The following is a 20,467-nucleotide window of genomic DNA, read 5'->3' as shown; positions in this document are numbered from 1 at the left end:
GTGCGGGTCGGTACAGCCCCTCCCTGATACACCGATCTCCGGAGGCGCATTGTCACGCACGTACTCCCCCTCCTCGGAAGCACAGAGCCCCTTCAGGCCACCCAACAAGCACGAAGCCCGGTGACAAGACAGACATGAACCTGACGGAGGATCTCGACTCAGTACTCAGCCATCGCAGAGAGAGGATTCTGGAGCCATCGAGCCATTTGGCTCGCGCGATGCTCGCGTCCATCCAGCAGCGACTTCAGGGCTGCATCTGTACAATGGCATCTGAAGGAACCATCCACGAAGGCTTGGCTCTTGTAGTTGAGGCCAGATGCGCCGACCATCCCAATACATCAACTCCGAGAAGCGCAGGGGGACGCGCATTGGCATCGCACAAAGCGAAGCTGCTGGACGAACAGCAGTGCAAGCATCAGGGCAATAAACACAAGGATAACTCCGCGGAAGTGGCTTCCCTCTCAGAGAACATGATCAGGAACGACCTCACGCGCTCGATCTTGTAGAGGCGGGGGGCCCGTCTGGCCCCCCGCGCGAGGCGCACGGCCATTCCGGACCAAGGCCACCGCGAATCCCCAGCCCGCGATGACTCGCAGCCCCCGGATTCCCAGGGGCTGCAAGCCCTGACATCCCGCCCTGCCCTACCGGCGCACTGGAGGAACGCCGTTCTCGCCGTACAGGTAGGCCTGCAGCGGCTTCACCGCGAGGTCCGAGCGCTTCAGCGACTCCAGCGCCCCCACCGCCATGCGCGCCGCCTGCACCGTCGTGTAGTACGGCACCGAGTGCATCAACGACTCACGGCGGATGGAGAAGCTGTCCGAGATCTCCTGCTTGCCAAAGGTGGTGTTGATGACCAGCACGATCTCCCCGTCGACAATCTTGTCGACGATGTTCGGCCGGCCCTCCTTCACCTTCTGCACCCGCTGCGACTCGATGCCCTTCGTCTGCAGGTAGTCGTGCGTCCCCGCCGTCGCCGTCAGGCTGAAGCCCAGCGACCGCAGCCGCCGCGCCAGGTCCACCACCGCCGGCTTGTCCTCGTCCTTCACGGAGATGAACACCCGCCCCGCCTTGGGCAGCTTCACCCCGGCCGCCAGCTGGCTCTTCGCGAACGCGGACGCGTAGTCCTCCGCGATGCCCATCACCTCGCCCGTCGACTTCATCTCCGGGCCCAGGATCACGTCCACCCCGGCGAAGCGCGCGAACGGGAAGACGCTCTCCTTCACCGCCACGTGCTTGAACTCCGGCTCCTCCGTGCGGCCCAGCTCCTTCAGCGTCTTGCCCACCATGCAGAGCGCCGCGATCTTCGCCATCGGCATGCCCGTCGCCTTGGAGATGAACGGCACCGTGCGGCTCGCGCGCGGGTTCACTTCCAGGATGTAGATGTTCTTCCCCTGGATGGCGAACTGCACGTTCATCAGCCCCACCACGCCCAGCTCGCGCGCCATGGAGATGGCCTGGTCCTTCATCCGCTCCACCAGGTCCGGCGAGAGCGAGTGCGGCGGCAGCGTCGCCGCCGCGTCACCCGAGTGCACCCCCGCCTCCTGGATGTGCTCCAGCACGCCGCCAATCAGCACCTGCCCCGTGCGGTCCGCGACCAGGTCCAGGTCCACCTCGATGGCGTCCTTCAGGAAGCGGTCGATGAGCACCGGGTGCTCCGGCGACGCGCTCACCGCCTCGCGCATGTACCGCTCCAGGCTCGCCGCGTCGTAGACCGTCTCCATCGCCCGGCCGCCCAACACGTACGAGGGCCGCACCATCACCGGGTAGCCAATCCGCTCGGCCACCTTGAAGGCCTCCGCGTGGCTGCGCGCCACCCCGTTCTCCGGCTGCCGCAGGCCCAGCTTCTCGATCAGCTTCGAGAACTTCTCGCGGTCCTCCGCCCGGTCGATGGCCTCCGGCGACGTGCCCAGGATGGGCAGGCCCGCGAGCTCCAACGGCACGCTCAGGCGCAGCGGCGTCTGGCCGCCGAACTGCACGATGGCGCCCACCGGCTTCTCGCGCTGGGAGACCTCCAGCACGTCTTCAATCGTCAGCGGCTCGAAGTAGAGGCGGTCGGACGTGTCGTAGTCCGTGGACACCGTCTCCGGGTTGCAGTTGACCATCACCGTCTCGTACCCGGCCTCGCGCAGCGCGAAGGCCGCGTGCACGCACGCGTAGTCGAACTCGATGCCCTGGCCGATGCGGATGGGGCCGCTGCCCAGGATGAGCACCTTCTGCCGGTCCGTGGGGGGCGCCTCGTCCTCTTCCTCGTACGTGGAGTACAGGTAGGGCGTGTACGCCTCGAACTCCGCGGCGCAGGTGTCCACCCGCTTGAACACGGGCCGGATGCCGCGCGCGTGCCGGTGCGCGCGCACCTCCGCCTCCGGGTAGCCCATCAGGTTGCCCAGATACTTGTCGGAGAAGCCGTGCGCCTTCGCCTGCCGGAGGACGTCATCCGGCAGGTGATCCAACCGGCCGATGTCCGCCAGCGACTGCGCCTCGTGCACCAGCGCCTCGATGTGCCGCAGGAACCACGGGTCGATGGCGGACAGCTGGTGGACCTGCTCCACCGTCATCCCCTCGCGGAACGCCTGCGCCACGAACCACGGGCGCTCCGGACGGGGAACGCGCAGGCCCTCGCGCAGCACCTTCTCCCGCTCTTCCTTCTCCTGCGGCAGCTCCGGCGACTCCAGGCCCACCCGCCCCAGCTCCATGGAGCGCAGCGCCTTCATGTACGCCTCGGGGAAGGTGCGGCCAATCGCCATCACCTCGCCCACCGAACGCATGCTCGTCGTCAGCGTGCGGTCTGCCTTCGGGAACTTCTCGAAGTTGAAGCGCGGCACCTTCACCACCACGTAGTCCAGCGTCGGCTCGAAGGAGGCCGGCGTGTCGCGGGTGATGTCGTTGCGCAGCTCGTCCAGCGTGTAGCCCAGCGCCAGCTTCGCGGCGACCTTCGCGATGGGGTAGCCCGTCGCCTTGGACGCCAGCGCGCTGGAGCGAGACACGCGCGGGTTCATTTCGATGACGACCATCCGCCCGTCGCGCGGGTGGATGCCGAACTGGATGTTCGAGCCGCCCGTGTCGACGCCAATCTCGCGGATGATGGCCAGCGACGCCTGGCGCATGCGCTGATACTCGCGGTCCGTCAGGGTCTGCGCGGGCGCCACGGTGATGGAGTCACCGGTGTGCACGCCCATCGGATCCAGGTTCTCGATGGAGCAGATGATGATGACGTTGTCCGCGGAGTCGCGGACCACCTCCAGTTCGTACTCCTTCCACCCGAGGACGCTCTCCTCCACGAGGATGGTGGAGGTGGGGCTCGCCTTCAGGCCGGAGCGGCAGATGGCCTCGAACTCCTCGCGGTTGTACGCGATGCCACCGCCCGTTCCACCCAGCGTGAAGGAGGGACGGATGATGGCCGGGAAGCCGATCTCCTCCACCAGCGCCATCGCGTCCGTGAGCGTCGTCGCGTAGCCGCTCTTGGGCAGCGCGACGCCAATCTTCTGCATGGCCGCCTTGAAGAGCTGACGGTCCTCCGCCTTGTTGATGGCCTCCAGCGACGCGCCGATGAGCCGCACCCCGTACTTCTCCAGGATGCCCCGCTCGGCGAGCGCCTTCGCCAGGTTGAGCGCCGTCTGCCCGCCCATCGTCGGCAGCAGGGAGTCAGGGCGCTCGGCGGCGAGGATCTTCTCCGCCGCCTCCACGGTGATGGGTTCAATGTAGGTACGGTGGGCGAACTCAGGGTCCGTCATCACCGTGGCGGGGTTGCTGTTGAGCAGCACCACCTCCACGCCCTCGTCCCGAAGCGCCTTGATCGCCTGGGTGCCTGAGTAGTCGAACTCGACGGCCTGCCCGATGACAATCGGGCCCGAGCCAATCACGAGAACCTTCCGGATATCGGTACGCTTGGGCATCGGGCGCCCCCCATACCAACGTCCGCCGCCACATGCACGCGGTGCGTTGTGGCATCCGAGTATCCTGTCCGGCGCCCGCTCGGTCGGGGACCCGCTCCGGGTCCTCTGCTACGCTCTCGCGCTTCCTTCCGGAGGTTCCATGCGTCGCTGGCCCCTGGCCCTGCTCGTCCTCTTCTCCGCGCCCGCCCTCGCCCAGGACACCGCTCCGGCCACTCCGCCCGCCCCTGAAGCGCCTGCCCCAACCCCCGCGGCCGCACCTCCTCCGGCGGCCATCCAGGCCCCCGCGGAGAAACCCGCCGGCGAGCCCGCGCCAGCGCCCGCCGCGCCGCCTCCTCCCCAGCGCAAGGCGCCAACAGCCGCCGCCACGCCTCCAGCCGCCGCCACGCCTCCAGCCGCCGCCCCCACGCCGCCGCCAGCCACCGCGGTCACGCCCCCGGCGCCCGCTCCCGCCACGACCCGGGCCCCGGCCCTGCCCCCCACGCCGTCCAGCGCGGGCGCCCAGCTGGCCCCGGGCCGCGAGGGCTCACGGCCCACGGAGGAGGATCTGTCCCCCGAGGGAATGGCGCGGGCGATCATCCAGCAGGAGGCGCGCTTCCTCTTCCAGAGCCTGCTGACGGGCGACGTGCGCAACGCCTCGGCGGAGCTGGCGTACCCGTTCCAGCTCGAGGACAAGCGCTACAACACGCCCGAGGAGCTGGTGCAGGTCTGGGTCAAGCAGCTGCGCGCGCGGCGCACGGACCTCATCACGCTCTACGACATCGAAGTGCTGCCCATCGCGGAGATGGAGAAGAAGTACGGCAAGCCGCCCGCGCGCCTGGGGTTGGACCCGCGCGCGCTCAAGGACACCTGGGCCGCCGTGGGCAACCTGTCCGGCCACGCGGCCATCTTCCTCTTCCGCGGCAGCCAGGACCTGAGCTGGCGCGCCTTCGCCTACACCGACTGATGCCGGACGAGACGGGCGGATGGGCATCCCCGCCCATCCCCCCTACGCGCACCGCGGATCAGCTCAGCGCCGCGACGAACTCACGCAGCCGCTTGAGGCCCTTCTGGAGCACCTCCCGCGAGGTGACGAAGCTCATGCGGATGTAGCCCGGGGCCCCGAACGGATCACCCGGCACCGCCGCCACGAGGAAGTCGTTGAGCAGGACCTCGGAGAGCTGGAGCGCGCTGGTGAGCGGCGTGCCCTTGTACGAGCGGCCCAGGAGCGCGCGCACGTCCGCCATCGCGTAGAAGGCCCCCTCCGGCATTCGGCAGCGGATGCCGTCGATGGCGTTGAGCCCCGCGACGAACAGGTCCCTGCGCTCGCGGTACTCGTTCACCATCGCGGTGATGGTATCGGGCGGGCCGTTGAGCGCCGCCAGCGCCGCCTTCTGGGTGATGGAGGACGCGTTGGAGGTGGACTGGTCCTGCACCAGCTGCATGCCGGAGATGAGCGCCTTGGGCCCCGCCGCGTAGCCCAACCGCCAGCCCGTCATCGCGTAGGACTTGGACAGGCCGTTGGACACGACGAGCCGGGGCACCAGGTCCGGCGCCACGTTGCCGATGTTGAGGAACGCCTCCCCCGTGTAGAGGAGCTTCTCGTACATGTCGTCGGTGATGAGGAGGCAGTCGTGGCCGCGCACCGCGTCCGCGATGCCCTCCAGCGTGGCGCGCGAGTACACCGCGCCCGTGGGGTTGGCCGGGCTGTTGAGCACGATGGCGCGCGTGCGGGGGGTGAGCGCGCGGCGGATGGCCGCGGGGTCCGGCGCGTAGCCGTCCTCCTCGCGCGTGGGGACGATGACCGGCGTGCCGCCCGCCAGGTGCACCATGTCCGGGTAGCTCACCCAGTACGGCGCGAAGACGAGGACCTCGTCGCCTTCATCCAGCAGCGCCTGGAAGCAGTTGTAGAGCGACTGCTTGCCACCCGCCGTCACCACCACCTGATCCGGCGCGTACTTCAGCCCGTTGTCCTTCTCCAGCTTGCGGCAGATGGCCTCACGCAGCTCCGGCATGCCCGCGGTGGCCGTGTACTTGGTGAAGCCCGAGCGGAGCGCTTCGATGGCCGCCTGCTTCACGAACTCCGGCGTGTCGAAGTCCGGCTCGCCGGCGGCGAGCACCACCACGTCCTCCCCCTTCGCGGCGAGCGCCTTGGCGCGCGCGTTGAGGGCCAGGGTGGCGGAAGGCTTGATGGCTTGCAGCCGGCGGGCGAGTTTCATGCCTTGATGCGTAGCGCGGAAGTCCCGGAGCGGACAAGCCCTTCGGCCGCGCTGCGTTGCCCGCCTGCCTTAGGGCTTGGGACCGAACTTCTTCTTCAGGCCCGCGTAGACGTTCGGGGGGACGAGCCCCTCCACGTTCCCTCCGAAGGTCGCGACCTCCCGGACCAGCTGCGAGGAGATGTAGAAGTAGTCCTCCCCCGTCATCATGAAGACCGTGTCGATGTCCGGCGCCAGCTTGCGGTTCATGTTCGCCAGCTGGAACTCGTATTCGAAGTCCGACACCGCGCGCAGCCCCCGGATGACGACGCTCACGTTGCGCTGGTGCACGTAGTCCACGAGCAGGCCGTGGAAGGAATCCACCTCCACCCGGGGATCCTTCACCGCGTCGCGGATGAGCTCGATGCGCTCCTCCTGGCTGAAGAGGGGCGTCTTCTTCGGGTTCACCGCGATGGCGACGATGAGCCGGTCGAACATCTTCAGGCTGCGCTGGATGAGGCTCAGGTGCCCGTTGGTGAGCGGATCAAACGAACCAGGATAGATGGCAACCGGCATGGGTGTCGGGGAGTCTCGGCCGGCCCACGGGGCGGGTCAAGGGCACGTCACGGCGCCCGGTAGAAGCTCACCAGGGTATCGCCGAACCGGCGCTGGTCCTCCCGGCCGAGCCCCGCATGGGCGTCCGGGGCCGCTTCCCGCTTGTCGTGCTCCACCACCACCGTGCCCCCCGGCGCCACGACGCCCGCGGCCACCACCGCCTCCAGCACCGTCTCCACCACGCGCGCCGCGTAGGGCGGATCCGCGAAGACGAGCTCGAAGCGCTCCCCCTGCTTGCCCAGCGCCTCCACCGCGCGGGCCACGGGCTGCGCCAGGATGGACACCTGGGCCGCGAAGCCCAGCGCGTCGGTGTTCTTGCGGCACAGGGCCAGCGCCTCGCGGTCCTGATCCACCAGCACCAGCCTGCCCGCGCCTCGCGACAGGGCCTCCAGCCCCAGCGCGCCGGTGCCCGCGTACAGGTCCAGCACCGCCTGGCCGTCCAGGAACTGGCCCAGCATGTTGAAGATGGTTTCACGGACCCGGTCCGCCGTGGGGCGGATGTGTCCGGACGACGGCTTGGGCCCTGTCAGGGCCCGGCCCTTCGCGCTGCCTGCAACGATGCGCATGGGCGCCCTTCTAGCCCAGGTCCCCGCCCGCCTTCGCGAGGAACGCCATCGCCACCCCAGCCGACCGGTGCGCCCCCAGCGCCGACAGCACCTCCGTGGCCTCCGTGAAGGACAGCGCCTCCAGCGTCTCGCGCGAGGCGGGCGTCAGGGGCGGCAGGCCCTCCTCCAGCACCGACAGGAGCTCCCCGGCCGGCATGCCCGCCGCCTGGGCCCGCGCCACCACCTGCTCGCGAACCTCCGGCGCGAAGGCGCGCAGGGCCAGGGGCCCGAACGGGCCTCCCCGGTCCACCTTGCGCACGCCCACGGCCACGTAGCTGGAGACCCCGCGCGAGGGCCCCGCCGACACGTCTCCCACCGCCACCGCCACGCCCTTCTCCGCGGCCACCTCCACCACCCGCCGCAGCAGCGCCACGTCCACCTCGCCCTCCCCCAGCTGGGCCTCCGACACGCGCAGGAAGCGCGGCGGCACCCGCCACTGGGCGAGCCCCTCCAGCAGCGTGCCGCACGCGTCCAGGAGCCCGCCCGCGGACACCTGGGGCGGGGAGACCTCCAGTGAGAGCTCGCGCTCCTTCAGCGGGCCCACCAGCGCGTTCACCGCCTCCACCGCCTCGTAGGAGGTGAGGCGCGACAGGTCCAGGGACACCAGCGCGAAGCCCGCGTCCACCACCCGGAAGAGCCCGTCCTGGAGCGCGTCCAGCACATCCGCGTCCGTGGAGTTCACCCGCACGGGGCCGGCCTGGAGGAACAGGGGCCGGGTGTGCTCCGCCTCCCGGGCGGCGGCGTGCACCGCCTGCACGAAGCGCTCGGGAGCGCCCCGGTCCGCCAGCGGGTGCGGACACGCCAGCCCCAGCACCGCGTCCTCCGCCCGCGCCGCGCCCAGCAGGCCGGGCAGCGCGCCCTTGGCCAGCACGGGCAGGCACGCGAGCGCCGTGGGCGTGGACTCCAGCGCCCGCAGCAACTCGCGCGGATCCAGGAAGGGCACCCGGGAGCCCGGGCCCACCCGGGCCACCACGTTGCCCGGCCGCAGCGACAACACCTTGTCCAGCACGCTCATAGGAGCCGCCGAGGATCCCCGCCCCGCGCGCCTTTCGCAAGCAGCGTCAGTGCACCTCGCCCAGGTGGGCGTAGGACTCGCTCTCGATCTGGATGGTGGTGTGGTCGATGCCGAAGCGGTCGAAGAGGTCGTGCTTCACGGCCGACAGGATGTCGTCGTTGTTGCAGACCATGGGGTCCGCCACCACCAGGTGCGCCGACAGCGCGTACATCCCGCTGGAGATGGTCCACACGTGCAGGTCATGCACCGCCTGGACCCCCGGCACCTTCCCCATGAGCGTGCGCACCTGCTCCAGGTCCACGTGCGCGGGCACCGCCTCCAGCAGCACGTCCACCGCGTCCTTCACCAGGCGGATCGCGCCCACGACGATGATGACGGAGATGAGCACGGAGATGATGGGGTCCACCACGTACCAGCCCGTCCACCACATCACGCCCGCGCCCACCAGCACGCCCACCGACGACAGGGTGTCCCCCAGCACGTGCAGGAACGCGCCGCGCACGTTCATGGAGTGCGTCTGGTGCAGGAAGGCCAGCGCCGCCAGGTTCGCGACCAGGCCGACGCCCGCCACCAGCGCCATGGGCCCCAGCTCCACCGGCGCCGGCGTGCGCACGCGCTGCCAGGCCTCCATCAGGATGAAGGCGGTGATGAGCAGCAGCAGCACCCCGTTGAGCAGCGCGCTCAGGATCTCCATCCGGTAGTAGCCGTACGTCTTCTTCAGGTCCGCGGGCCGCCCGGCGAACCACAGCGCCAGCAGGCTCAGGATCATCGCGGACACGTCCGTCAGCATGTGCCCGGCGTCGGAGAGCAGCGCCAGCGAGTTGGTGAGGAAGCCTCCCACCGCCTCCGCCACCATGATGGTGGCCGTCAGCCCCAGCGCGAACAGCAGCCGCCGCCGGTCCTTGCGCCGCTCCTCCGCCAGCCCCCCCTTCCGGGGCCCGTGCGAATGGCCGTGCCCATGCGAGTGCCCATGGTGGGAATGGTCATGACCGTCCGAGGCGTCGTGCCCTGCCCTGCTGTGTGTATGTGGGGGTGCGCTCACAGGGAACCAGGGTATGCGAACAGCGCCGTCATTCGGACAAGAGCCGCTGGATTGATTTCAGACAACCCCGTAGATCCATTGTCCTGTTCCAGAACAGGGCGAGGACCGCGGGGATGGACTTCGAGAAGCATCAGAATCTGCACACCATTGTCATGTTGAGGGATGTCATCCGCAAGTGGTGGCAGGTGGAGCTGTCGTTCGCGGATCGCAACGGGCTGGTGCACGACTGGCAGCGCGGGGACTTCATCCCGCCGCCCAACGACTTCTGCCGCCACTCGCTGGGGGCTCGGGAGGGGATGGGGCGGTGTGCCCAGTCGGTGCGGGTGCTGCACGAGAAGTTCAAGGCGGCCAAGAACCTGCGCCGCTCGCTCTTCCACGACTGCCACCTGCGCCTGTCCATCGTGGGAGCGCCGCTCTACATCCGCAACGACTACGAGGGCTTCCTCTTCGTGGAGGGCTTCGCCCGGCAGCCGCTCACGCCCGGGGACGGACAGGTGCTGCTGTCGAAGATGCGCGACATCGCGCCGGGGGCGCTGCCGGACCTGGAGGGCGCGGCGGAGCGCGTGCCGGTGCTGGACGGCTCGGAGCTGAGCAAGCTGTCGGACCTCCTGGAGTTCGCGGTGACGGAGATCGCCAACCAGGAGGTGGAGCTCACGCGCAAGGAGGAGACCATCCAGTCCATGGCCTCCGAGCTGTCCAACCGCTACCGCTTCGAGAAGATCATCGGGCGCTCCGGGGCGATGAACGAGGTGTTCCGCCTGATGGAGAAGGTGGCCCACTCCGACTCCACCGTCCTCATCAACGGCGAGTCCGGCACGGGCAAGGAGCTGGTGGCGCGCGCCATCCACCACAACGGCCCGCGCAAGGACAAGCCGTTCGTCGTGCAGAACTGCTCCGCCTTCAACGACAACCTGCTGGAGAGCGCCCTCTTCGGCCACACCCGGGGCTCCTTCACCGGCGCGCTCAAGGACAAGAAGGGCCTCTTCGAGGTCGCGGACCAGGGCACCTTCTTCCTCGACGAGGTGGGCGACATGTCCCCGGCCCTCCAGGTCAAGCTGCTGCGCGTGCTCCAGGAGGGCACCTTCCTGCCCGTGGGCGGCACCCAGTCCCGCGAGGTCGACGTGCGCGTCATCGCCGCCACCCACAAGGACCTGGGCGAACTGGTGAAGCGCGGCGAGTTCCGGGAGGACCTCTTCTACCGCATCAACGTCATCCGCCTGCAGCTGCCCCCGCTGCGCGAGCGCAAGGACGACCTGCCCGTCCTCATCGACCACTTCCTGCGCAAGCACCACCGCGAGGGCCAGCGCGCGCGGGGCCTCGCCCCGGAGGCCCTGGGCATCCTGGGCGCGTACGCGTGGCCCGGGAACATCCGCGAGCTGGAGAACGAGATCGAGCGGCTGCTGGTGCTGGGGGGCGAGCTGGAGGTCATCCCCGCGGAGCTGCTCTCCAGCCGCATCCGCGACACCGTCGTCCCCGGCGGCGGGCCCTTCATCGCCCCGCGCGCGCACGGCAAGCTGCACGAGGCGGTGGAGTCGCTGGAGAAGGAGATGATCCACCAGGGGCTGGTGCGCACCCGCTACAACAAGAGCCGGCTGTCGCGCGAGCTGGGCATCAGCCGCTCCAACCTCATCCTGAAGATCGCCCGCTACGGGCTGGACAAGGGCCTCCCCGAGGGCCTGGACCCGGACGAGGTGGAGGCATGAGCGCCCACGGGCGGACGACCTCCTTCCGCCAGGACACGCTGCGGGTGCCCGACGGGGCGGACCTCTACTTCCAGGTCCGGGGAGACCACTCGCCCGCCATGGTGCTGTGCGACGGCCTGGGCTGCGACGGGTTCGCGTGGAAGTACCTGCTGCCCTATCTGGCCCGGCGCCACCGGGTGCTGCGCTGGCACTACCGGGGCCATGGCAAGAGCTCGGTCCCCACGGACCGCACCCGCATCGGCATGGCCTACACCTGCGACGACCTGGCGCGGGTGATGGACGCCGCGGGGATGGAGAAGGCCGTCCTCTTCGGCCACTCCATGGGCGTGCAGGTGGCCCTGGAGTTCCACCGCCGCTACGCCCGCCGCGTGGAGGGGCTGGTGCTGGTGTGTGGCAGCTACGGCATGCCGCTGGACACCTTCCACGACTCCACCCTGCTCAAGCGCCTGTTCCCCACCCTGCGCGCCGCGGTGGAGCGCTTCCCCCGTCACACCTCCCGCATCGTGCACGGGGCCCTCACCACCGAGTGGGTCATCCAGCTGGCCATCCGCCTGGAGATGAACCCGGAGCTCATCGCGCGCAACGACCTGGCGCCCTACTTCTCCCACCTGGCCCGGATGGACCCCGTCGTATTCGTGCGTACCCTGGATTCACTGGCGAACCACACGGCGGAGGACCATTTGGAGCACGTGGACGTGCCCACCCTGGTCGTGGCGGGCGAGAAGGACCGCTTCACCCCCGGCTGGCTGTCCCGGAAGATGGCCGAGCGCATCCCGGCCTCCGAGCTCCTGATGATTTCCGAGGGCACCCACACCGCCCCATTGGAGGTTCCAGGCCTGGTGGAACTGCGCGTGGAGCGCTTCCTGAGGGAGCGGCTGGGTGTCACGAACGCGGAACAAGGCCCGCAGGTGGGATAAGCGCCGAGCGGGCGAGCGGCTTGATTGTCTGCCTGCTGGACACCCGCGTTCATTGCAGGCGGGAAGCCCCCGGCATATAAGCCCCCGCCTTCCGGGTTCCGGTGGGATTGAGACTCCCCGTTCTGGGCGTGTCTCCTCGCACCTTCTTTCTGTCAGTTGGTCCGCATGATCTCTCGCGAAAACATCCGCAACGTCGCCATTGTCGCTCACGTCGACCACGGCAAGACCACCCTCGTCGACCACCTGCTCCGGCAGGCCGGTACCTTCCGCTCCAACGAGCACGTGGCTGAACGGGTCATGGACTCGAACGACCTCGAGCGCGAGAAGGGCATCACCATCCTCGCGAAGAACACCGCGGTCTCCTACAAGGGGATGCAGATCAACATCATCGACACCCCGGGCCACGCCGACTTCGGTGGCGAGGTGGAGCGCGGCCTGCGCCTGGTCGATGGCGTCATCCTGCTGGTGGACGCGGCCGAAGGCCCCCTGCCCCAGACGCGCTTCGTGCTCAGCAAGGCGCTGGCCATGGGCCTGAAGACGGTGCTGGTCATCAACAAGATCGACCGCCAGGACGCCCGGGCCAAGGACGTGCTGGACCTGGTGTACTCGCTCTACATCGACCTGGGAGCGGACGAGCAGCAGCTGGAGATGCCCGTCCTCTACACCATCGCGCGCCAGGGTCAGGCCTCCACGTCGCTGGAGGTGCCGGGCAAGACGCTGGAGCCGCTGTACGACGCCATCATCAAGCACATCCCGCCCCCGCCCGCGCCGCCGGTGGACCAGACGACGCTCCAACTGCTGGTGGCCAACCTGGACTACGACGACTACGTCGGCCGTCTGGCGGTGGGCCGCGTGCAGGCGGGCCGCATCACGCCGAACATGCCGGTGTCCATCGTCCGCGAGGGCGGGAAGATCCAGCAGGGCAAGGTCGTGAAGCTGTACGGCTTCTCCGGCCTGAAGCGCGCGGAGATCGCGGACGCGGGCCCGGGTGAGATCGTCTCCATCGCGGGCATCGAGGAGATCTCCATCGGCGACACCATCGCGGACTTCGAGAAGCCCGTGGCGCTGCCGCGCATCACCGTGGATGAGCCCACGATGATGATGATCTTCAAGGTCAACGACGGGCCGCTCGCGGGCAAGGAGGGCAAGTTCGTCACCTCCCGCAACCTGCGTGAGCGCCTGTACCGCGAGGCGTACCGCAACGTGGCCGTGCGCGTGGAGGACACCGCGACCCCGGACGCGTTCCGCGTGGTGGGCCGTGGCGAACTGGCGCTGGCGGTCATCATCGAGAACATGCGCCGCGAGGGCTACGAGCTCACGGCCTCCAACCCGGAGCCCATCACCAAGACGGTGGACGGCCAGGTCCACGAGCCCATGGAGCTGCTCTTCTGCGACGTGCCGGAGAACAGCGTGGGCGTGGTGACGGAGCGCCTGGGGCCCCGCAAGGGCCGCATGACGGACATGGCGCCGCTGGGCTCGGGCCGCACCCGCCTCCAGTTCCGCATCCCCGCGCGCGGCCTCATCGGGTTCCGCTCGGAGTTCCTCACCATCACGCGCGGTGAGGGCATCATGAGCAGCCAGTTCGACGGCTTCGAGCCGTGGTTCGGCTACATCCCCAAGCGCGCCAACGGCGCCATGGTCTCCGACCGCCTGGGCGACACCGTGCCCTACGCGCTGTTCAGCATCCAGGAGCGCGGCCAGCTCTTCGTGGGCGCGGGCACCACCGTGTACGAGGGGATGATCATCGGCGAGAACGCGCACCCGTCCGAGCTCAACGTCAACTGCTGCCGCGAGAAGAAGCTCACCAACATCCGCGCCGCCGGCCGCGACGAGAACGTCATCCTCGTCCCGCCGCGCGAGATGGGGCTGGAGAAGGCCCTGGAGTGGATCGCCGACGACGAGCTCGTCGAGGTGACGCCCAAGTCCGTGCGCATGCGCAAGAAGGCGCTGGCCGTCGGCGAGCGCTACCGCGCCGAGCGCGACCGCAAGCGCGAAGAGCGCAGCGAGGCGGAGTGAGGGCTTCACGGCTCCGCTGAGAAGGTTCGAGGAGGCCGTTCCCTGACCCGGGGACGGCCTCTTCTTCGTTCAGGGCAGGTCCTGCTTGAACGAGGCCCAGGACACCACCACGTCCTCGCCGCGCGCGTCGCGGCCATGCAGGACGTCCAGCACCTGCTGGATGTCGGGCGTCACCTCCTCCGGGTGCACCGCCACCGTGCCTCGGAAGCCGCCGCGCTCCAGCGACTCCTCGACGACGAGCGCGCGCTCCCAGGGCATCCGGGTGGACAACCGCTGGCGGTCCACCCGCACGAGGATGCGCTCGACCTCGGTCCACGTGACGGCCTCCGCGCCCCGCGGGATGACGACGGAGACCTCGCTGCGCCAGCCGCCGCCCCCCTTCTCCGGCCGCCACCGGGACACCCTCAGCTCCACGCGCGGAGGCAGCTCCGGGAGCGCCGCCGGACGGACGCTCACGAAGGCCGTGGCGGCCCAGGCCACCTCCACGTCCGGGTCCGCGTCCGGCGCCGTCCGCTCCCGCACGCGCACCGTGAAGCCGCGCGGATCCATGCCCTCGGAGGGCGCCAGCGCATAGCTGTGTTCAAGCCGGGGCCCGGACGTCTCCTCCAGGGCGCCGTCCCCCAAATCCCAGATGTACCCGGTGAGGGAGGGCGCTCCTCGCGGCGTCTGGACCTCGAAGGTGAAGGTCGCCGGACCATCCTGCCGCGCGCGGATGCGCGGCGACTCCCGCCCGGCGTCGGGCTCGCAGGCCCGCACGTCCAGGAGCACCGTGCGCTCCGCCAGCACCCCGACGCGGCGGCCTCCAAGGTCGCGGCAGAGCTGGAAGCGCACCGGGTAGAGCCCCGGCGTCGACGGCGCGGGCCAGTCCAGCCCCGGCCCTGGCTGGAGCGCGGCGCGGCCCTCCTGCGTGGGCCAGACCCAGCGCGTCACCATGCCCGGCTCCCGGCGCCCCCCCACCCTGGCGAGGACGCCAACGGTGTCCCCCGCGCAGACCCAGGGACGCTCCGTGTCGAGTTGCTCGATGAAGGCCGACGAGGCCACGGGCTCCCAGACCTCCCCCAGGACCCGGGCGAGCCGGGCGTCCTCCGCCGTGCCTCCATCGGCGAGCACGGGCACGGTGAAGGACAGGCGCGGGGTTTCGGAGCCGGGCGGTGCGGGAGGCGCGTCCGGGGCCTCCACCTCGAACGGGAGGGTCGGTGACGGTCCGGCGACGGTGCCGTCGGGCGCATCCAGGCCCGCGAGCAGGAGGCTCCCCGCGACCACGCCACCGGCCGCGAGCACCATGCGCGTGCGGGGGCGCAGGCCCGGCTCCTTCAGGGGCGGAGTGGAACGCATGGCGCGCTAGAAGCCGAAGCGGACGAGCCGCCCGCGATACGGCGTGGAGTTGGGCCGGTACCACTGGTTGTCCCAGCCCTTGAACTCCACGTCATCCAACAGCCGCTCCGTCTGGCCGTTGAAGGTGACGGCGTTGATCAACGGCGCGCCCGTGGAGCCCACGTTGCGAGCAACGAGCCGGTTGCCCGGATCCAGCGCCTCCTGCTTCCCCTGGGAACAGTCGTCCACGTAGCAGCCGCCCCGGTCGCACGACGACAGGGTGTTGTACGTGCCGTGCTTGTCCCGGGCCATGTAGATGCGCGGCGCGCCCCGGAACACGGAGGCGTATTCCAGCTGCGCGTAGCCGTACCAGGCGGAGGAGTCACAGAACGTCTCCAGGTGCGCGGACAGGAACGCGGCATCCAGGAGCCACCTCCCGTCGGAGAAGTGCACCTCCAGCACCTGGAACTCGCTGTCGCCGTCATGCGCGTCCACCAGACCGCCGAGCACCCCTTGGTCCTCGTAGAGGGCATCCATGTAGAAGATGCGCAGCGTGCGCAGGGCGAAGGACTGGGACTTCACCGCGAAGTACGGCCGGCGGCCCGCGCCCCGCTCGTTCCGGGCAATCCACAGCGACGGCATGAAGGCGGCCGCCACCTGGAGCTCGCAGTCGTCGTTCAGCCCGTCGCCGTCCGCGTCCGCCCCGGTGCCCCAACACGTGTCCCCATACGGAAGCGTGATGCCTTGCGCGAGCGAGGGGGTGGACAGCAGGGACACCACCAGCGCCAGCACCAGCGCACCCGCGCGGGGACGGACAACAGGAGTCATGAACACACCTGGCAAGGTCGTCGAGGGACCGATCCAGGGTGCGCACACGCGAGAGGGGACTGAATCCGGCCCGGAGTCGTGCCTCGTGTCCGCCGTCAGTCGATGCGCGAATCGAGCACGTCCGCGCCGTGCTTCGCGGCGCGGTGCCCCTGCTCCCACCGCCGGTGCGGCCCGCATGCGCCGAGCGGAATGGACCCGCTAGCATCCGACCGCCGGACGTGATGACACCGGTCCGGGCAAGGAGGTGGAACCCCGTGGAGTCGAACGCTGGCAGCCCCCGGGGCCTGCTGTATCCCCGTCCGGATCCGAGGCACTTCGAGCACATGCGCGTCCTCGCCTCGGAGGACCTGCGCCCCTGGGTCGAGCATTTCTGGGCCGTGCGCTGGGACCTGCGGGAACAGCCCCCGTTCCTCCAGCAGAACCTCCCTCATCCGGCCGTGCACTGGGCCTTCCAGGACGGCACGTCGCGCATCGGCGGCCCGCACTCCGGGCGCTTCAGCATCCTCCTGCAGGGGCTGGGCGGCGTGTTCGGCATCAAGTTCCGGCCCGGGGGCTTCTTCCCCTTCCTGAAGACCCCCGTGTCCGTCCTCACCGGTCGCACCGTGGCGCCGGCCCAGCTGCTGGGTCCGGAGGCGCGTGAACTGGAGGTGGCCATCCTCGCCACGAACGTCACCCTCGACGCGGACCGCGAACGCATCGCCCTGGCGGAGGCCTTCCTGCGTGCGCGCAGGCCCGCGGAGGATCCGAACATGGAGCGGGTGTGGGGGCTGGTCACGCGCATCCAGCAGGACCGCACGGTGACGAAGGTGGAGGACCTGCTCCTCTCCGGAGGCCCGGGCCTGCGCACGCTGCAGCGGCTGTTCAACCGCTACGTGGGCGTGAGCCCCAAGTGGGTCATCCAGCGCTACCGGCTGCACGAGGCCGCCGAGCGGCTGCGCGAAACGCCTCCGCCAGACCTGGCGGGACTGGCGCTGGAGCTGGGCTACTTCGATCAAGCGCACTTCATCCGCGACTTCCGCCGGGTCGTGGGCTGCCCGCCCGCCGAGTACGCCCGGCGCGCGCCTGGCCCCGTCCCACCGGCGCCGCGCACCCCGTGAGGTGGCGGTCCCGGGCGGGCGCTCAGAACGTGTACTTCACGCGCGGGAACAGCGCGAACGTCGCGATGTTCGGCCCGATGATGTAGCGCGCGAGGAAGTCCGCCCCCACCGAGAAGTGGTCGAGGGACGTCGCGTACTCCACGCCCACGCCCACGCCCGCGTTGAAGGCGTTGATGGAGCGGCCCGGGTCGCCCTTGTCGGGATCCACCGGCGTCGGATCCAACCGCGTGTAGCCCGCGGCCAGCTTGGGCGTCAGGTAGAAGCGGTTGGCCAGCCTCACGTGGTAGGCGGCCGTCAGGTCGCCGAAGGCCACCGTGAAGTTGTCCGACAGCGCGCACACGTTGGAGTCCGGAAGGAACCCCGCGAAGCAGTTCTGCGCGGAGGCGCCCAGCGCGAAGTGGGCCCCCAGCGACAGCCGCTCCGTCAGGTCGTAGCCGATGCCCAGCTGCAGGTAGGTCTGCGCGTTGGAGTAGTTGTTCGCGCCGCCCAGCGTGAAGAACACACCGACGTCGGTCTCGGTGAAGAACCCCTGGCGCGGCTGGAACTCCACGCCCTCCGGCGGAGTGGCCCCCAGGGCCGGCGTCGCCAGCGCGAGCGCGGCCAACAGCAGCGACTTCCTCACGACTCCTCCCGTCACGGTTGCCCTCCTGCTCCCTCGCACGCCGAGGAGCAACGGACGGACAGTAGTGATGCCGCGCACGAAACGGCAGCGGGGAAAAATGAAAATGGCGTGGACCGTTGCGTCCACGCCACTTGGGTCTTCCACTCGACGGCTTCCGGCCCGCGCTACTCGGCCGCGTCCGCGCCCGAGGGCGAGAACAGCCAGGGGTACGTCACGTTCACCACGCCGCCGCCCTTGGGCTCCGGGAACTTCCAGCGGCGGATGCGGGAGATCATGCACTGCTCCGCGGGGCTGCTGCCCAGCGTGGACTCCGACACGCTGGCGTCCGCCACCGCGCCCGCCGGGTCGATGGTGAAGGCCACCGCCACCTTGCCGGCCAGCGCCGGGTTCTTGTTCAGCTCCGACTCGTAGCAGTACTTGATCTCGTTCTGGTGCCGCCGGATGACCTTCGCGATGACGTCCTTGTCCAGGCCGCCAATCACCGTCGTCTTGCCGGGGATGACCTTGGTCACGGACTTGCCGCGACCGCCCAGGTCGATGCCACCCGAGCCGCCCGTGCCCCGGCCGTTGCCCTGGGTGCCCAGGCCGCCGATGCCCAGCGCCGTGCCACCACCGCCGTTGCCGGTGCCACGCGAGCCCAGGCCGCCCACGCCGTGCGCGTCACCCATGGCCGCGCCGCCCTTGAGGCCGCCCAGCGAGTCGTTGATGCCGGTGCCAATGCCGCCCGGACCGAACACGTCCGACGCGCCGCCCCTCATGCCCTTGAGCGCGCCCAGCAGGCCGACCTTGCCCACCATCTGGCGGTCCTTCTCCTTCTTCGACTTGTCCACCACCGGCGTGCCCGGCTTGGAGGGCGCGGCCTCCTCCTGCTTCGCCTCCTGCTTGCCGAACTTGCCCTCCTCGTCCTTGGCCTTGGCCCCCTCCTCCACGCCGGAGAGCTGGAGCTTCTTCGCCTCCACCTTCTTCTCCGGGGCGATGAGGAACTTGGCCACGCGCTGCTGGGATTCGAAGACGTCGTCCGCGGACTTCGTCTCCGTGTGCGGCGTCAGCAGCATCGCGGTGACGAAGGCCGCCGCCGCCAGGATGCAGATGGAGGCGATCTTGAAGAAGCCGAAGTCGCGATCCGAAAGCGACGTCGCCAGGATGGCCGGAGACGGCTTCACGTAGCGCATCACGAACGCGACGGTGCCCAGCGACACCTCCGCGCGGTCATGCAGGCCCAGGGTGAAGCGCTGCTCCTGCTCCGCGGAGGCCGCGTCCAGCTGGCCCGCGGCGCGCAGCGCGTCCTTCGTGCGCACGTCCCCGTTGTTGGTGACGAACACGCCCGAGCCCGCCGGAGCGCGCAGCTCCAGCTTGTCGCCCTTGCTCACCGCGAGCACGTGGCGCGCGCCCACCTGCGGCACGAACACATGGAAGGCGTTCTTCTTGCCTTCGCCGATGGTGACCGGGACGCCGTCCTTGAAGTGCTGGACCTCCAGCATCTGGTCGCCCCAGAGCAGCGACACCTGGAGCACCTTCGCGTCCGGCGTGGGCTGCGCGTCCCTCGGCAAGGGCTCCTGCAAGTGCGGAGGAGGCTGCGGCCTGCGCGCCGCGGCCACCGCCGGGGGTGTCTGCCTGCGCGCCGCCGCCGGAGGCGCCGGAGGGCCGAACACCGGGGTGGGCGCCACGTTCGTGGCCACCTGGGTGCCCATCGCGCCCGAAGCAGCGGAGCGCGGCGTCCCCACCGTGCCCACCACGTTGGACGCGGGGGCCGCGCTCATTTGAGCCCGGGGAGGCGCAGGCGCGTCCCGCCGCACCGGAGGCGCCGCCTGTGGGGCCTGGGACGGTGGCATCACCGGACGCTGCTGGAACATGCCGGGCTGCGCCACCGCCGCGGCTGGAGCCACCGTCCGGGGCGCGTCACCGAAGAGGACCTCCACTCGCGACGTGCCCACCGTGAGCACGTCCCCCGGCTTGAGGGCCGTGGGGATGACGAGCTTCTGTCCGGAGACCTGCGTGCCAGCCTCGCTGCCCAGGTCGATGGCCATCACCGAGCCATCGTGGTCCACCTTCAGCATCACGTGGAGGTTGGACACCCGCGGATCCTGAATCTTCACCGCCGCCTGGGCGCCCGACCCCACGATGACACTCTCCGCCTCCGAAACCGTCTCCTGGATGGAGCCGTCCGGGGTGGTGATCCGAAGCGTCAAACCGTTTTTTCTCGCCGCCGCCATGAAGTTCTTCCTTCTTCCCTTCCCGTCCCGAAAACGTTCAACGCCGCCTGAGCCGTCTAGAGATTGTCCGCCGACTTCTGCAGTTCCGGGTCGAAGTTCTCCCGGACCTTGATGAGGCTTTGGAAATCCGTCTTCTTGCGGTTGAGCACGTAGGAGCCTTCCGGCTTGGTGAGCTCGCCCTCCACCGCCACGTCCGTGAAATCAATCACTGTCTTCTTGCGATACACGGTGCGGTCCTCCTCCTGGATGACCTTCACCGAGTCCTTGCCCTGGTCCTGAGCGAGCGCCGGGCCGGCGCCCAGCCCCCCCACCATCACCACCGCTGCCAGCAGTCGCTTCATGTGCAGTCTCCCGTTGGCCCGCTTCGCGATTTCCAATGCAGGGCTCGCACCAACTCCAAGCCCCTGGATTCTATG

17 protein-coding genes are annotated in these 20,467 nt (G+C 69.7%); 6 read left to right on the top strand and 11 right to left on the bottom strand.

The features are described 5' to 3' along the window. Positions 1-134 precede the first annotated feature (134 nt). Positions 135-506: a hypothetical protein gene (locus FOF48_RS34795; protein WP_186002198.1), complete on the top strand. Its 372-nt coding sequence runs from the start codon at positions 135-137 to the stop codon at positions 504-506. A 135-nt stretch (positions 507-641) separates the two neighbouring features. On the opposite strand, the gene carB is transcribed toward FOF48_RS34795, so the two are convergent. Continuing rightward, positions 642-3,893, bottom strand: coding sequence for a carbamoyl-phosphate synthase large subunit (gene carB / locus FOF48_RS34790; RefSeq protein WP_143909071.1), 3,252 nt, complete (start codon positions 3,891-3,893; stop codon positions 642-644). A 139-nt stretch (positions 3,894-4,032) separates the two neighbouring features. Here carB and FOF48_RS34785 point away from each other — a divergent pair, with 139 nt between their 5' ends. Continuing rightward, complete coding sequence (locus tag FOF48_RS34785; protein ID WP_143909069.1) at positions 4,033-4,836, top strand: hypothetical protein; 804 nt, start codon at positions 4,033-4,035, stop codon at positions 4,834-4,836. A gap of 58 nt (positions 4,837-4,894) precedes the next feature. Here FOF48_RS34785 and FOF48_RS34780 read toward each other — a convergent pair whose 3' ends face one another. The 5 genes from FOF48_RS34780 to FOF48_RS34760 form a co-directional block, all read right to left on the bottom strand. After that, a complete protein-coding gene (locus tag FOF48_RS34780) occupies positions 4,895-6,088 on the bottom strand; it encodes a pyridoxal phosphate-dependent aminotransferase (RefSeq protein WP_143909067.1) in 1,194 nt (397 codons plus the stop codon). A gap of 69 nt (positions 6,089-6,157) precedes the next feature. Beyond that, positions 6,158-6,640 (bottom strand): pantetheine-phosphate adenylyltransferase, encoded by a 483-nt coding sequence (gene coaD / locus FOF48_RS34775; protein ID WP_143909065.1) that lies wholly within the window; start codon positions 6,638-6,640, stop codon positions 6,158-6,160. A 47-nt stretch (positions 6,641-6,687) separates the two neighbouring features. Then, positions 6,688-7,245, bottom strand: coding sequence for a 16S rRNA (guanine(966)-N(2))-methyltransferase RsmD (gene rsmD, locus FOF48_RS34770; RefSeq protein WP_143909063.1), 558 nt, complete (start codon positions 7,243-7,245; stop codon positions 6,688-6,690). A 10-nt stretch (positions 7,246-7,255) separates the two neighbouring features. Continuing rightward, positions 7,256-8,299: a hypothetical protein gene (locus FOF48_RS34765; RefSeq protein WP_143909061.1), complete on the bottom strand. Its 1,044-nt coding sequence runs from the start codon at positions 8,297-8,299 to the stop codon at positions 7,256-7,258. 46 nt (positions 8,300-8,345) lie between these two features. Beyond that, positions 8,346-9,341, bottom strand: a complete 996-nt coding sequence (locus FOF48_RS34760; protein ID WP_143909059.1) for a cation diffusion facilitator family transporter — start codon at positions 9,339-9,341, stop codon at positions 8,346-8,348. A gap of 113 nt (positions 9,342-9,454) precedes the next feature. Here FOF48_RS34760 and FOF48_RS34755 point away from each other — a divergent pair, with 113 nt between their 5' ends. From FOF48_RS34755 to typA, 3 genes are all read left to right on the top strand, one after another. Further along, the gene (locus FOF48_RS34755; RefSeq protein WP_143909056.1) at positions 9,455-11,044 is read left to right on the top strand and encodes a sigma 54-interacting transcriptional regulator; all 1,590 of its coding nucleotides are present in this window, start codon (positions 9,455-9,457) and stop codon (positions 11,042-11,044) included. Further along, a complete protein-coding gene (locus FOF48_RS34750) occupies positions 11,041-11,961 on the top strand; it encodes an alpha/beta fold hydrolase (RefSeq protein WP_143909054.1) in 921 nt (306 codons plus the stop codon). The genes FOF48_RS34755 and FOF48_RS34750 overlap by 4 nt, the downstream gene beginning before the upstream one ends. 165 nt (positions 11,962-12,126) lie before the next feature. Then, positions 12,127-13,977: a translational GTPase TypA gene (gene typA / locus FOF48_RS34745; protein ID WP_143909052.1), complete on the top strand. Its 1,851-nt coding sequence runs from the start codon at positions 12,127-12,129 to the stop codon at positions 13,975-13,977. A gap of 69 nt (positions 13,978-14,046) precedes the next feature. Here the strand turns inward: typA and FOF48_RS34740 are convergent, their stop codons facing one another. After that, positions 14,047-15,312: a PKD domain-containing protein gene (locus FOF48_RS34740; RefSeq protein WP_143909050.1), complete on the bottom strand. Its 1,266-nt coding sequence runs from the start codon at positions 15,310-15,312 to the stop codon at positions 14,047-14,049. Positions 15,313-15,318: 6 nt separating this feature from the next. Further along, entirely contained in the window at positions 15,319-16,119 is an 801-nt protein-coding gene (locus tag FOF48_RS34735; protein ID WP_143909048.1) for a hypothetical protein, read from the bottom strand. Between the two features lie 254 nt (positions 16,120-16,373). Between FOF48_RS34735 and FOF48_RS34730 the strand changes: the two genes are divergently transcribed. Next, positions 16,374-17,216: a helix-turn-helix domain-containing protein gene (locus FOF48_RS34730; protein ID WP_186002197.1), complete on the top strand. Its 843-nt coding sequence runs from the start codon at positions 16,374-16,376 to the stop codon at positions 17,214-17,216. Between the two features lie 22 nt (positions 17,217-17,238). On the opposite strand, the gene cglE is transcribed toward FOF48_RS34730, so the two are convergent. From cglE to FOF48_RS34715, 3 genes are all read right to left on the bottom strand, one after another. Continuing rightward, positions 17,239-17,838, bottom strand: a complete 600-nt coding sequence (gene cglE, locus FOF48_RS34725; RefSeq protein ID WP_143909082.1) for an adventurous gliding motility protein CglE — start codon at positions 17,836-17,838, stop codon at positions 17,239-17,241. Positions 17,839-18,002: 164 nt separating this feature from the next. Continuing rightward, positions 18,003-20,051, bottom strand: coding sequence for a TonB family protein (locus FOF48_RS34720; protein WP_143909044.1), 2,049 nt, complete (start codon positions 20,049-20,051; stop codon positions 18,003-18,005). 56 nt (positions 20,052-20,107) lie between these two features. Further along, positions 20,108-20,392 carry a hypothetical protein gene (locus FOF48_RS34715; protein ID WP_143909042.1) on the bottom strand — a complete coding sequence of 95 codons (285 nt, stop codon included), beginning with the start codon at positions 20,390-20,392 and terminating at the stop codon, positions 20,108-20,110. Between the last annotated feature and the right edge of the window lie 75 nt (positions 20,393-20,467).

The organism is Corallococcus sp. Z5C101001, assembly GCF_007352635.1.
GTDB lineage: Bacteria > Myxococcota > Myxococcia > Myxococcales > Myxococcaceae > Corallococcus > Corallococcus silvisoli.
The sequence above is the reverse complement of the archived record's forward strand: the minus strand, read 5'-3'. Positions and strand labels throughout refer to the sequence as shown.